17 protein-coding genes and 1 rRNA gene (1 of these 18 running past the window's edge) are annotated in these 14408 nt (G+C 38.5%); all 18 read right to left on the minus strand.

Going from position 1 to position 14408, the window contains the following annotated elements:
- A 16S ribosomal RNA gene (locus tag FXF36_RS14710) occupies positions 1-56 on the minus strand (it extends 1476 nt beyond the left edge of the window).
- A 354-nt stretch (positions 57-410) separates the two neighbouring features.
- Positions 411-875, minus strand: coding sequence for a hypothetical protein (locus FXF36_RS14715; protein WP_151625373.1), 465 nt, complete (start codon positions 873-875; stop codon positions 411-413).
- A gap of 86 nt (positions 876-961) precedes the next feature.
- Positions 962-1177, minus strand: a complete 216-nt coding sequence (locus tag FXF36_RS14720; RefSeq protein WP_151625375.1) for a hypothetical protein — start codon at positions 1175-1177, stop codon at positions 962-964.
- A gap of 21 nt (positions 1178-1198) precedes the next feature.
- Positions 1199-1402 carry a PspC domain-containing protein gene (locus tag FXF36_RS14725; RefSeq protein WP_151625377.1) on the minus strand — a complete coding sequence of 68 codons (204 nt, stop codon included), beginning with the start codon at positions 1400-1402 and terminating at the stop codon, positions 1199-1201.
- 157 nt (positions 1403-1559) lie between these two features.
- On the minus strand, positions 1560-2519 hold the full coding sequence (locus tag FXF36_RS14730) for a Gfo/Idh/MocA family protein (protein ID WP_151625379.1): 960 nt from the start codon (positions 2517-2519) through the stop codon (positions 1560-1562).
- Positions 2520-2588: 69 nt separating this feature from the next.
- On the minus strand, positions 2589-3482 hold the full coding sequence (locus FXF36_RS14735) for a hypothetical protein (RefSeq protein WP_151625381.1): 894 nt from the start codon (positions 3480-3482) through the stop codon (positions 2589-2591).
- A gap of 84 nt (positions 3483-3566) precedes the next feature.
- Positions 3567-4508: a hypothetical protein gene (locus tag FXF36_RS14740; protein WP_151625383.1), complete on the minus strand. Its 942-nt coding sequence runs from the start codon at positions 4506-4508 to the stop codon at positions 3567-3569.
- A gap of 174 nt (positions 4509-4682) precedes the next feature.
- Positions 4683-5501, minus strand: a complete 819-nt coding sequence (locus FXF36_RS14745) for a metallophosphoesterase (protein WP_151625385.1) — start codon at positions 5499-5501, stop codon at positions 4683-4685.
- 23 nt (positions 5502-5524) lie between these two features.
- Entirely contained in the window at positions 5525-6358 is an 834-nt protein-coding gene (locus FXF36_RS14750; RefSeq protein ID WP_151625387.1) for a sensor histidine kinase, read from the minus strand.
- A gap of 59 nt (positions 6359-6417) precedes the next feature.
- On the minus strand, positions 6418-7116 hold the full coding sequence (locus FXF36_RS14755) for a response regulator transcription factor (protein ID WP_167511408.1): 699 nt from the start codon (positions 7114-7116) through the stop codon (positions 6418-6420).
- 138 nt (positions 7117-7254) lie between these two features.
- Positions 7255-7389 carry a hypothetical protein gene (locus FXF36_RS16760; protein WP_263008652.1) on the minus strand — a complete coding sequence of 45 codons (135 nt, stop codon included), beginning with the start codon at positions 7387-7389 and terminating at the stop codon, positions 7255-7257.
- A gap of 42 nt (positions 7390-7431) precedes the next feature.
- Positions 7432-7569 (minus strand): hypothetical protein, encoded by a 138-nt coding sequence (locus tag FXF36_RS16410; protein ID WP_167511409.1) that lies wholly within the window; start codon positions 7567-7569, stop codon positions 7432-7434.
- Between the two features lie 126 nt (positions 7570-7695).
- Positions 7696-9633, minus strand: coding sequence for an asparagine synthase-related protein (locus FXF36_RS14760; protein WP_151625391.1), 1938 nt, complete (start codon positions 9631-9633; stop codon positions 7696-7698).
- Entirely contained in the window at positions 9634-10551 is a 918-nt protein-coding gene (locus FXF36_RS14765; protein ID WP_151625393.1) for a dephospho-CoA kinase, read from the minus strand. It lies immediately after the preceding gene.
- Positions 10552-10673: 122 nt separating this feature from the next.
- A complete protein-coding gene (locus FXF36_RS14770) occupies positions 10674-11102 on the minus strand; it encodes a lasso peptide biosynthesis B2 protein (protein ID WP_151625395.1) in 429 nt (142 codons plus the stop codon).
- Positions 11103-11105: 3 nt separating this feature from the next.
- The gene (locus FXF36_RS14775) at positions 11106-11381 is read right to left on the minus strand and encodes a PqqD family peptide modification chaperone (protein ID WP_151625397.1); all 276 of its coding nucleotides are present in this window, start codon (positions 11379-11381) and stop codon (positions 11106-11108) included.
- A complete protein-coding gene (locus FXF36_RS14780) occupies positions 11338-13068 on the minus strand; it encodes an ABC transporter ATP-binding protein (protein WP_151625399.1) in 1731 nt (576 codons plus the stop codon). Before FXF36_RS14780 ends, FXF36_RS14775 begins: the two co-directional genes overlap by 44 nt.
- Positions 13069-13086: 18 nt before the next feature.
- Positions 13087-14334 (minus strand): nucleotidyltransferase domain-containing protein, encoded by a 1248-nt coding sequence (locus FXF36_RS14785; RefSeq protein ID WP_151625401.1) that lies wholly within the window; start codon positions 14332-14334, stop codon positions 13087-13089.
- Positions 14335-14408 lie beyond the last annotated feature (74 nt).

The following is a 14408-nucleotide window of genomic DNA, read 5'->3' on the forward strand; positions in this document are numbered from 1 at the left end:
ATGTGTTAAGCACGCCGCCAGCGTTCATCCTGAGCCAGGATCAAACTCTCATGTTAAAAAGTTTAATTCCGAATCAGTATAAAACTGACTTGTTTACTATAATTAAAGGTTTTGTTTCGTCTTAGAAACTAAATGAATTTCAAGGATACATGTTTTAAAAACTTGTATTAATTCAAGGTTTGTTTCACTGTTCAGTTATCAATCTTCGTTTATTTGTTTTGCTCTGTGTGACTTGCTGTCCCTCAGTGCTCGATTATAATATCATCCTGATTGCAGGTTGTAAAGTGTTTTTTGCATATTTTCCCAAAGTAAATCAATAAATAAAAAATAGGCCTATTGTTTGAATTGTGCTAATTTTACAAACAACAGGCCTACTTTCTATTTACTTTGCTATAAAGCACTTAGTAACTTTAGTCGGCTGTGTCATCCATTACCGAGAAAGCAACTGTTCCTGTGGCATTTTCCTCCACCTCAACCTTTACCATATAATTACCTGGAGCTATTGATTCATATTCAACTATTCCTGCTTCGTCAAAAATATAATCAATCGTAGCAGGGACATCATTTGTTATGTCCCAATCAATATCATCTCCACCTGGTATAAGCTTTACATGAACAACCCCTTCACTAAGTGCTCTGTCTATAATAAGGTATTCGTTTTCATTTATTGTTATCCCGCTAGCACCTGCTGTTCCAGCATTTGTACCATCAAAATTTGCAGTTACTATTCTTCCGTCAGCGCTAACATCGATAAACGCCTTATTCCCTTCAGCTTTTGTGGATTCTGCACCACAACCAGACATTACAACGATAGTTGATAAGACAATGAAACAAGCTGCAAACATTTTTCTTAATTCTACATTGATTTTTACCATGTCACACGCTCCTTAAAATAAGCTTCCTCCTACGTTGAGATAAGTATATCAAACAAATTGTCACAAACGTGTCACACAGCCTAACCTTATGCTGCATTCGCTATTAAGCTGATTATTCCGACTATTATTAATATCGGAAATGCAATGTAGAGCAAACCGCCAAATACAAGTCCTACTAATATCAAAGGCAAGAAAACTATAACCAATAAAACCTTAAGCAGTCCCCATGTTGCGCGAAAAGCAAAGCCTATCATCTTTCCGAATACTGCAAAGAATAATATAAAAAATAATAGTGATAACATAATTAAACCCTCCAAAATGTTTTATTGATCAACATCAATATAACCAGGCTCATCTTCCATAATGATTGCAGCTATGATATATGCAAGGATTCCTGAGCCTCCAGCTAATGTAAACAATACCCATAACAATCTAACTACAGTTGGATCCACATCGAAATAATCTGCTATTCCGCCACAAACACCACAAATTTTCCTATCTGCGCTCTTGTATAATCTCTTTTTCATAATAATTTCCTTCCTACATCCTAAAATTTTTTATCCCACCAATAAATATATTTCCTTTGTTGGTTTTATTATAAAAACAATATAGCTTTAAATATATTACTAATCTAGTGATAAATGTCATTATATTTTGCGAAAATAGAAAAATGAGGTCACCTCACTAGGAAGTAGCCTCATCAATTATTCGTGCAACAGCCTTGCTACATGCCATTATTGCATCACATGCTGTTTGGTCATTTTCCTCGATTATTCTTTTAAAATCTACGAACTCAAAATATAAACGATGATTACCATCCGAATAGTCAACCTCTTTTGTCTCGGTGGTATCATCATTGAAAATCACATCATACTCCTGCATGCCATTTACATGCGGATAAACGCAAATTGTAGCATCTGTGCCCTGAATAGTAGTTGGTCCAGGTGCCACAGTTTCCTTTGAACCCACACAGATACATTTAAAATTGCCATAATCAGCAATCAATACTCCGCTAGTATCCACGCCTCTTTCCATGTTAGCACTATATGTAACACCTTTGGGCTCGCCAAAGAGTCCCACCATCGCAGAAATATTATAGACATTTAGATCCCTAAGCGCCCCACCATTGTGAGCAGGATCAAACACTGCTGGAGTGCTTTCTCCATTATGAAAAGCTGTATACTTGCGGGAACGCTGACTATAGTTAAACATGCAAAGCTTTAAATCCCCAACCAGCTTTACATCCTTCTGCAGCTGCTTATATGCAGGCATGTGATAAACACTCATAGCCTCAAATAGCATCACACCATTTTTCTTTGCCAAAGCATCTAATTCATCTAGCTCAGAAGTCTTGATAGTAATTGGTTTTTCGCATATTACATGTTTCTTTTCCTCCAGTGCACGTCTAGAATATTCCACATGCAAATCATTTAAAACGCCTACGTATACCACATCAATATCAGACTTTAACATTTCATCAAAATCCGTATATACAGTACCCAAATTATATTTCTTAGCCAAAGTGTTGAGTTTATCCTCACTTTGCTTTCTTCCGCAAATACGTACCTCGTCAAATCCTATTTCATCTATGAAAGATAAAACTTCTTCAACAATCACACCATTGCCTGCAATTCCAAGTATCATTCATTATTCCTCCTATAGAAAAAATACATAGGATATAATTATCCTCATACCCACATACTCTATTCTAAGTTAAAACAAATCCAACATACTATCAAGATATATCTCCTCCCTAACCTTTAAAATATACTCAGGTTTAGTCATATAATATAGTAAAAACTCTAAAATTATAGCACTACCCAAACCACGTCCCTCAATCTTAAAATTTGAAAAGCCATTGGGCTCATATATTTTTACAATGTCATATACACCTATGAACCCTGGGTTATTCATAGCATCGGAAAATCTATAGCCTCTTTTTGCGGTGGGAGAGACGCAAATATGGTCTTCACAAGTATCTCCCAGACTCTTTCTGCTCACATTTTCATAGCATCGCTTTCTGTCATAACAGCCAAACCAGCAACATTCATTGCAGAGAAATTCAACCTTTTCTTTTTGTTCATTCGACAAAATATTTAGCTTCTCATATTCCTTATTCAACCTAAAATCTGGAACAACATATCTAAAATCATCTTTGTTTAATTCATCCACAAATGTATCAAAATCCGTCAACACTTTTGTTGTAGAAGAAACGAAATAGAAGTCCGGATAATTAACCTTTAAATACTCAAGCAGCAAATCCGAATGAACAATTATTCCATTTTTCACCTTGTCATTCTTTTCAAAGAGCTTACATAATGTATTACATTTTTTATCGTTAAGATGCTCTTCGTTCAACAACGAATTGCTAAAGGTAAGGCGCGATGAGATTCCATACTCATCCATTAGAGAATATACAGCCTTTGGAGATGCCTCTCCAAAGCCTATTCTGCCTCCACCCCATATGCAATCTCCAGGTGCGCCGTAAATTGAGCCTATTTCACACCAGTCATAGAAGTATTCTCTATGTTCACGAAATAATGGTAGAAAAGCCTTGTACAGCTCATAAAATTCAAATAAACCTGGTAGGTGATAATAAATCTTCATATACTTTTGCCTTACATTCAAAAGACTCAAAGTGACAATTCACCTTGAGCCTTTTAAAAATCCTTTTATATTTTACTTAACAGCTTAATTCTCATTTGTTGAAAACTGTAACGAATCAATGATTGTTGCCAAACTGTCTGACGCCGCCATATCCATTTCTTCGTCTCCACCCATGTGCATTATATTTTCAAACAAAAGATAGCCTTCCATATAATCTCTCACGATTCCAGTCATGTAAAGACCTGAATCATTCCCATCTGATGAAGATGTAATCCAATATCCCTTTTCATCCTCTGTTCCAGGGAAAATCCCCTCGCTAACTGATGCGCTATCTCCATACTGCTTTGCAAGGTCTTCGCTGACTTCCTTTGCATTTTTATCAACATCATAGGTTACAGAAACCATGCATGTTCCTGCGCAGTCACCAGTATAGACAAATGTAGTAATATTGCCCTGAGTGTTAACTTCTATACAGCTTGGATTGTAATGAACCCTCCAGCCATTTGCGTCATTATACACATTGTCAGTGCCATTGCCAAGATAATTCTCAGCACTAAAATTATCAGGGTCAGCATCTGCCATCAATTCAAATACAAGTGGTCTATCCTCTGCGCCCTCAAAATATGCATAGACAAGGTCATCTTTCACTTCGGTAACAACAAGAACTTCCTCTGCTTCACCTTCGCCACCAAATGAAAATGTGATTTTTCCATCTTCCTGTGTACAGCTGAATGGTAAGCCGCTAACTCCATCATCGGTATAGCCTGCGCCTTCATCATAGAACACATAAAAATAATCCTTAGTTGGATTGTCAAGTTCTGAAGAATAGTTTGCATACACGCCCTTTGTGAAATATGGGGCGCCAACCTTTTCTTCTGATGCCGAAGTAGGCGCTGCCTCTTCAGAAAGAGTCGCGCTCTCTTTCCCCGCCGCCTGCCCTGCACTGCTACCACAGCCAACAAACATTGCGCCAACCACTGTTGCAGTCACCATTAATGCTAATACCTTCTCAATCTGTCTCGTCATAATCTTACTCCCTTCAAAAAAGAATTTTCTACTCAGTTGTATATTTTAATCTTTTTGGGAGCCTAATTTGTGAAGGATTTCTAAACATTATTCTATTTAACAAAATCCACACAAATTATTTTTCTATGTAATAATGCACCTTTCAAGCAGTCAGTGGGTAGATACAATGAATGCTTATTTTTCCTTATGAAGTTTAATAACTACGCACTCCCTCGGGTTATTCCAACGAGGGATGCGTGCATTGCCCAAGCCTGAGCTTGATACCATGGTTGAGTTTTTTTCCTTAAATACTCCGTAATCGTACTTAGGGAATAAATGACCATCCGTACCAAACACTCCTCCAAAGTATGGGAGGCGCACAAGACCTCCATGACCATGGCCACAAAGAACCAGGTCATAGCCATACTCAGAAATATAGTTAAACTTGCTAGAATCATGGTACAGCAGAACATTAAAATAGTTCTGGTTAGCGTAACCCACGACATCCTTCATGTGAGCCACAGAATTGTAAGTGTAGTCAACCCCAGTAAGAAGTATCTTCGAATTACCTTTTTTTATCTCGACAGTCTCGTCATGAAGAACCTTTACCCCGTACTGATTGCACAGTTCGATGAATTCGTCATAAGGAGCACCACTCACATACTCATGATTGCCAGTTACATAGTAAACTGGTGCCAAATCCGTAATCCCCTTCAGCAAAGCCTCAGCATTCTTTGTGGTATGAACCTCATCAACAATGTCACCTGTCAAAACAATAATATCAGGGTTTGCCTTCTTTACCATCTTTATCAATGGTTCCTCGTCTTTTCCGAAGGACTTACAGTGAAAGTCTGAAATCTGAAAAATCCTATATCCGTCAAATTCATCTGGTAGATTTTCATACCTGAAATCATATTTTGTTAACTTTAAAGGAGCAATAAATCCACACATAAGCAGTCCAAAGATAATCAGCAAACACTTTAGAATTATTCTCTTTTTACTACTACCCTTCATTAATTATCTGTTCCTTTTATAACTTATCCTAGCGTGCCCGTGTGCCTATCAATTGAAAATACTGTCCTGAATTCTGTCCCCTCTCCCAGCGTACTCTCACAAGTGATACTTCCCCCGTGGCACTCAACGATGCTCTTCACTATAGAAAGACCGAAGCCACATCCATTGTCCGCCCCAGGGGTTCTAGAGGCATCCACGCGATAACCTCTATCAAAAATCTTCTCAATATTTTTAGCATCGATTCCGATGCCATTATCTCTCACAAAAACTACTAAACTGCCGTCATCAATAATATCTGCGCCAAGGATAATCTTTGGCTTATCGTCACAATATTTCACCGCATTGGTAAAAAGATTGTCCAGCGCTCTGGCAATCAAATGCGGATCTAACATAACGAATGGATTAAGCTCGATAAATGCATCCGAAAGCTTAAGCTCCAAGTCGCATCCCTCGTAAGCCACATCCACTTGATTCATATAGAAGTAATCCTCCAAAAAGAAACGGAGGTTTACCGGTTCCGTATGGACTGAAAGCGATGGTGTATCAAGCGAAGCCATCAAGAAAATATCGTTGATGAGTTGCGTAAGATACTTAGTTCTCTCCGACATCACCTTCAAGGTGTCATGAAGTTCTCCCTTGGAAATATTATCCTCGTTGGACTGAAGATACTCAATTCCGTTGCTGATAGCAGTGATCGGTGAACGAAGGTCATGGGAAATATTAGCATAAAAAAGAGCCATATCCTCCTCGTGAGCCTGCAGATCCCTATTAGCCTGCTGTAGTTTCTTGGAAACCTCGTATAGTGATTGTGTTAAATCTGACACCGATAATTCCGGTGTTTTAAAATCGTTCTTCATATTTATTCATTTTAGTATATCTTTTATATTTGTTCTTTTTGTTATCTTAATACAAAAAATTAAGCCTTTTTGTTCATAGCAAACTTATATCCCTTTGACCAGATAGTTTCGATACTATTTTCCAACCCCGGATAAAGGTCCAATTTCTTTCTAAGTCTACTGGCGGTAACCATTATCGTCTTGCGATCCGAATCAATATAGCCGCCCCAAATAGAATTGCCTAATTCCTCGAATGTAAAAGTTTTAGTAGGCGATTTTGCAAGCAATATTAGAAAATCCAGTTCCTTGTTTGACAACTGAATCTTTTCATCATTGAAATATGCCGCATGCTTTGATAAATCGATATGAAGTGGCGCAAAATCTATGATTTCCGTCCTTGGTGAAGCAGTGTTCTTGTACCTTCTAATCAGCACCTGAATCCTGACCTCTAGCTCTCTCAAGCTGTATGGCTTCACCATATAATCGTCTGCGCCTAAAAGCAGACCATTTACCTTGTCATCCTCCGAATCCTTTCCTGTAAGGAAAATAACCGGAGTATTATATCTATCTTTAACCCATTTGCAAAGCTCAAAACCGTTTACACCTGGCATCATTATATCCAAAACAATACAATCAAAAGCGCTGTTATCAGAAAGCTCCCCGATGGCCATCACACTATCTGTAGCTGTGACCACGTCGTAGCCGTACTGCTCGAAAAACTTTTTGTTAATTGACAACACTTCTTGATCGTCGTCTACTAGTAATAACCTGTTGCTCATTAAACCCTCCATGCTAGCATGCGCTAACATCTTCAGTGCTAAAAATACCAAAACATTCTATCACAAAAATTTAATCAAATTCGCAAAAAAGCGGGAACCTTGTGGTCCCCGCTTTGTAATCATTTAACAATCCTTTGATTATGATTCAAAGTTTACGTGCTCTGCACCATTCTCATCAAACCAATGATTATCGAAACGACGTGAAGGTACTCCACCTTCCTTTGTTGCTGTGAATTCGATTTCCTCTACAGCTGCATTTTCCCATGTCTTCATAGTAATTTCCTCCGTTTTTAGTATTGTTGAGAAATCTAAATCTTAAGACTTAAATGTTCCTTCCCATTTGCCTGTCTCTGTGTTGTACCACTGATTATCAAAATCGTTATCCTGTGGTCCACCGTACTGTGTTGCTGTGAAGTTGATTTCCTCAACTACTGGAGTGTTCCATGTCTTCATAATTTTTCCCTCTTTTCTTTAAAAAACTATATAGCCCTTGCTACGTTATATAATATAATGTTACGAACACATTTTTACAATACACCTAACAGTTTTGTTAGAATCTGTTGTGTTTTGTTAGAATTGTTAGATGACATTCTTCTTCTCAAGAATTTTCAAATATTTAGAAAAAGAATATATATCACTAACTAATAGTCCATCCCCCTTATCCAATCCATCATCTACGCTCTTAATCAAAGTGTCCACTTTACTTTGATCAATATACTTCAATACATGGGCTGTATATATTGATTCCTTAATTATAGTTTTTGTTTCAGGCCATACCTTATTTGCTCTATAAATATTATCACCACTCTGGGCGCCCCTATGACATATATCCTCGCGAATTTCTTTCGGAACTATCCCTTTCATGCCCACTCGAACTAATCGTCGATCGAAATCAGAGGATGAGAAGCACTCCATTGGAAGCTTTAAACACATTTCAACTACTTCTACATTTCTGATTGGATCTCTCAGAAGTATTCCATATTTTAAACTGTCCTTGGTGTCAATTTCTCCTATTTGAGAATTAGCATCTATCATATACATATATTCCCGCATTTTATTCATGCTCGTAAATGGATAATAATGCATCATCTTCTTTCGAAAACGATTTGTCAGATTGTTCTTTTCACCAATATCTTTTCTAGTAACATTTTCCCGATAAACATTCTTTGCATCTTCATCAAAATACCATTTATAATAATCCACTAAACTTTTGAACATACCCTTGATAAATTTCTTTCGGGAAGCATTATTATTTTTCAATGGATCGAGCATTCGTAACGCTTTCAAGAATCTAAATTTTTTAGCATAAAATACAGCTGAGTTGGTAAAATCTCCGGCAGAAATGGTAGTATTTCCCGTAGCACCTGTAAGCATTATTTTGACACCATTTTTAGAAGCCTGTTTGTAAATTTCATCTAGCCAGATTGCATTCTGTTGTGATTTGCATGGCATTTCCCAATAATCCAATATATCGTCAACCTCTGTTAAATAGCTGCGCCCTTTTGAATCGACAAAAGTTGGCACAATATTCGGATATGCCTTGCAAATAACTTCCACTCCCTTTTGCTCGTTGTAGACTCTATAGCCTTTTTCAGGCAGCCCCGCCTCCTTTAATGGAATTGATGTATAAGTATAGAGTTTTTCTCCTTTTGCTGCTAATTTCCCAGCAGCTATACACGCTACAGTTGATGAATCGAGCCCTGAACTCAACTGTGAAGATATTTTAATATCATCTCTCAAAATCATTGAAACTGATTTAGTCATGGTATCTCTAGCCATTTCTTCGCTCTGCTCAAGCGTAATAGACCAATCCGTCTTGATTCTATTTTGTGGATCAAAATATCTAGTCTCACGTGTTTCTATTTCACAATTCGAAGCAACCAACTTGAATTCTACATAAGTACCAGAAACAACCTTAAATACATCTAATGCCGCCGTCTCTCTTGGTTCAGTAATCATAGCAGGTGATCGCATGGATACTGTATCAACAAGCCACCTTTCATTCTCTTTAAACTGAAGCCCTGTGCAATCCAGCATAGGGAAAAACAGAGTAGAAAAATAAAGCACCCCGTCTCTTACATGGTACATAAGGCATCGCTGTGCGAACTGATCTACAGCCATGAATACTGCATTGTCTTTTCTGCTATATATTACAAAAGAAAAAGCCCCCCTTAATTTCTCAAGACAAGCCTCTCCCCATTTATAGTAAGCCTCAAGAATAATCCTTCCATCAGGAATATCATCTGGAAGTCCCAATTGTCCAATTAATTCAAAACGATTGTCAATTACGCAATCTGCTGTAAAAAACAAGTCTTTCTTCTCATCGTAATAAGGAAGCTGTTCCTTTTCAGCTTCCTTGTTAAAATACTGTATTCCACAACCCATAAGTACATTATTGTCTATGCCATACTCTAATCTATCAATAGCACATTCTCTATACTTTTCAGCAAACTTCTCCCCTATTTTAGAATTTACTTCACCTTTTTTTAAATCAATAACACCAAATATAGCAGACATTTATGCCCCCTCTTGAACACATTTATCTATAAATCCAATGATATCAGGTAGTGTATTAATAGCCTTAGGGCGAGCTATCTGGTACACCTTAATCGTGGATGCCACCTTGAGACACTGCTTCATATACATCGGTGGTACCCCCCAACTATGGAATCCATCAGAACCTCGATAAATATTCTTCATCAATAATGATAGCTTCTCCTGCCCCTTCACCTCACGAATATCAAGTTCATCGGAATCTGACACAACAAGTTCAAAAAGATAATCAAAATCCTTTCCATCTACTAGATAGCCATCCTTTAATCTGAGTGCAAATTTATCTCTATCTTCATTTATATAGATTAAATCCTCTAGATTATATCCTCTGTTCAAAGCTGCATCTCTGCAAAGCTTCTGCTGTGGATAAGCCATGTTGATATGTGCCTTACTTCCATTATCAGTAAGTGCACATACATCATCTGCTATAAACTTGTACCCCATATCTAAAAGAGAATCCGAAACCGTAGACTTGCCAGCACCACTTTCGCCAGTAACAATGACCCCCTTGCCGTATTTAGATATTCCACCACCATGCATTACAACCATATTTCTAAGAATCATACAGTAACCAAAGGAGCTTCCTAAAAGGAAGCATTTAATCTGTTCTTCAGCAGCATTTTCAAATGGCTTAATTGTGATAATGTTTTCAGTTACCCAATAATCTCCCACATCAGGGATTCTAAATGCCATTGCTGACCTAGTTGTTGCGACAAAAAAATCTGATTCCATTTTATCTTTATACATTGCTTTTACTTCGTTAGGAAGGTCCCCATAGACCACCTTAACATCTGGTTCACCATCGAAGTCCTGGGCGTAAGCCTCTTCGATTTCCAGTTCGGACTCCACATGGAGACCATATAATAAATATTTGAAACTCATAACAATTCTCCAACCCTCTCTAATCAGCCTTGTTACAGCGACAAGCCTTGGTATTACTCTGTTCAACTACATGTTTCACTGAGTAACACCAAGAGCTTGACACTTACAAGGCCACCAGAGTGTTACATACAAAATTTTGCCACGGTGGCATAGCTGCTGCCGTCGCCACCTGTTACATATTTATCACCACATCTGAGCCAGGCATGTGCAATCATTGAACCCTGCTCATCCTTACCAACGCCAAGATACATGGTGGTAAGAATACTCTTGCGGTGTAAAAGAAAACGCGCTGTAAGAGCGCGCACCAAGCACTTGCTCTCCCATGGCGTCTTGTCTGCGATTCGGTTCACCTCGCAGGATACGCAGTAAGCATACCAATAGTGCTCCCTGGTATCCTCCTCAGGTGACTCCACGCCCTTATCGCCCCAGTGTTGTTCAAGCTTCTTGCTTGGAATCAAAAGCATCTGGGCGCGATAAAACGCAGTTAGTCCATAGATGGCAAGTGTCATTTTTTTATTTGGATTGATCTTAAAAAAATTAACTACATTCATCTCTTAAACCAATGATACAAAACCATAATCCTTCATTTGATTTACGAATGAGATAACAGACTCCTGACAAACTTCTCTGTCCACATCATATTCCTTCAAAAGGTTTTCAACGATAGTGCTGATATCCATGTTATCCTCCATCATATCCCAGATATCGTTGCCGCTTCCCTTAATCATGAAATATTTGCCGCTATCAAAATCAATCATAACTTTCTCCCCGTCAAGCTCTGTTACGTCAAGCTTCTTTTCGATTTTGATTTTCTTGTTCATTAAATCCATAACTTATTTCCCTCTTGTCTATCTTTTTATTTTCGATTTTGATCTGCCTGTCACAATATGGAAGCACAGATAATCTATGTGTGATTATGATGCAAGTAGGCTTTGGTGAAATGCTCTCTAATCCCTTAAGCACCGCAATCTCTGTCTCAGAATCCAATGAGGATGTTGCCTCATCGAATATGATAAATGGAGCCTTTCTAACAAGGCATCGTGCAATGGCGATACGTTGCGCCTGACCCTCTGATATACCGTGGCCTCTCTCGCCAATGACTGTATCTATCCCATTTGGGAGTTCCATAACGAAATCGTAAGCTGCCGACATCTTAAGAGCTTCTATCATCTCTTCCTCTGTAGCATCAAGCTTACCCATTCGGATATTTTCTCTGATGGTTCCACTGAAAAGGGTATTGCCTTGTGGAACATAACTCATGAAATCACGCATTCCTGCGCCGGCTGGTACAGGCTTTCCGTCCTCTCCCTGAAACGAAATATTTCCACTGTAGCGACTCATGAATGACATGATAAGTCTGATAAGTGTAGTCTTTCCAATTCCCGATTCACCGATAATAGCAACAAACTCTCCTGGCTTTATATCAAGACTAACGTCCTCTAAAACATTTTCCTTTGAATCATAACCAAAAGTGAGGTTATCCACATGAACACCTATTGACCCCTCTGGTTTATCAACAGCTTCACGCTTCTCAAGTGGAATATTTTCCAAATCCATTACACGCTCTGCTGATGCAAAAATCTGAACAATCTTTGGAATCTGCTGTGCAAGTCCAATAATTGGTGCCTGAATTCTGTTGATTAACACAAGAAACAGTGACATTGTTCCGTAAGTGATAGTGTTTCTTGATAATGAAATTGCTCCAAATGTGAAAGCCACAATGTACGCAAGCTGAAAACTAAGCGACATAACCGAGCCACTGAAGATGCTCATTCGGCTCTTCTTGTATACCCAGTTAAAACGTTCATCTCTAAGCTCTACCAATCTGTTTGTCGCATAATCCTCATTAGCGAATGATTTAACTACCAAAAGGTTTGCCATGCTCTCCTGAATAAATGAACGATAAACTGACTCTGACTCCTGAACTCTAAGAGAAAGATATTTTAGCTTACGTCCAAGGAAAATACTCACCAGTGCAGCCACCGGTCCCAAACAAAGTGCAACAAGCGCAAGTATTGGCTGATAGTAAAGCATCGTGATAAATGCCGCCAAGAACTGAACTCCAAGCTTTACAATAGTTGGAATCGTATAGATGATTCCGTCTGCAATATTTCCCGCATCACTGGTAAGACGTGTCATCAAATCACCAGTGTGATATTTTTTTATATCCATCCAGTAAGCACGAACAATTTGCTCGTATACCTGCTTTCGGATACCAAATGAGAACTTTTCATCCAAAACCAGCGAAAGCAGTTGGCTTCCCATATCAAAAACAATCACCGCTAAAATCATGACTGCGTAGGCAATTAAAAGACCAATAACGCCATTTCCACCTGTAGCCTTATCGATGATACTCTTCGAAGTAATGGCCATGCCAAGACCAAACAATGTACCAACTATATCCATTCCCATAATGAGAATTATCTTTGGCAAATATGGCTTAGTGTATTCACACAACCATTTAAAATATGTTTTCTGATTAGGCCAATCTCTGACCCATTTTCCAAAATTACTCATAACAATTACTCTAAAAAATTACTCCTCGTCCAAAAGTCCAACACTGCTCATAAGGCCAAGTCTATTCTCCACTACTATCATCTTCTCAGTAGCTGAGTACTGCCCCTCTTCCTTTTGGAACAGGCTCCAGATAGCCTTATAACCAAATCTGTGAATCCAAGCTATTGGAAGTAGGAGCGGATTCTCCTTCGCATATACGTATCTCTCTCCAAGCTCCTCAGCCTTTGGAAAAAGGAATCTTATGATACGTCCTGATTTGCTACCATTAACCGATGTCAAATTACCCACAAGATAAGGCTCAAGTGTAGTGGTAAGCTGCCAATCCTCGCTTCTAAGCTGTGCTTCGTCGCCCTTGTAGATAAAATCAACAATCATAGCCTCCAACACTTCTTTTGAAGCTTTTGGCTTTCGGCCCTCTGTAAAAGCTGGATTCATACCAAAATACTCCACGCAAATTCCTAAGAAATTCTCGCAGAAGAAACCATAATTCAATTTATCCATCATTTGCCAAAAATAATCCTTGGAAAGCTCGTCGAAATGACGATTTACAAACAGAGTGATATCTGTAAAGAATCTAACACTAGCTCCCTCAAGCATAAAATGCTTAATGATATGAAACATCTGATAGACAAGATGCTCATTGTGACCAAATGTCCGAACCTTTTCCCCGTCGACTTCCACAGTGATTCGCTTAGATGGTGATTCTAAGTCCGCTGCTTTAAGTTTGTCGATTTTCTGACCTTCATAGTCTTCATAGACTGTGGTATGAAGTTCAATCATATGTCCCGTCGTTTCGTTCTCATAAACGAAGACATGCTCTTTAGTCTTGTGCTCATTTTTCACATAACCACGCTTTTCAATCATGGCACAAACTGCTGCTGCATCACCTGAATCCACTAAAATATCTGAATCGGATGACGGTCTGTATGCAGGGTTTGGATAACAGTCTGCAACAACTATGCCCTTAAAAATGGCATAGTCAATCCCTGATGATTCAATCTCCCTAATCAAATCAATCAATGCATGGAAGTGCTTCTTTTGACGCACAAAAATCTGGAATCGAAAGAAGTCCCATCTCTTTCGAAGTTCCTCTGGCAGGCTGCTCTGTGCCTTTGCCACGTCATAAGTCACACCTGCAAGAGTATTCCTGCAGGCTAACTCATAAACTTTCTCCCAATCTGCTGATAAAAAATGGCCATCATCCGATGTATCTTGGATAATGGCCTTGCTTGTCAGTTTTATAAAATTTGTGTCCTGTAACTTCATTGCCGTTTCCTAAATATCGTATATTTTCAATACCTTAAACAGTATATATGCAATGAGTTTCTAAATCAATCTAA

It is taken from the genome of Pseudobutyrivibrio xylanivorans, from assembly GCF_008935055.1.
Taxonomy (GTDB): Bacteria; Bacillota; Clostridia; order Lachnospirales; family Lachnospiraceae; genus Pseudobutyrivibrio; species Pseudobutyrivibrio xylanivorans_A.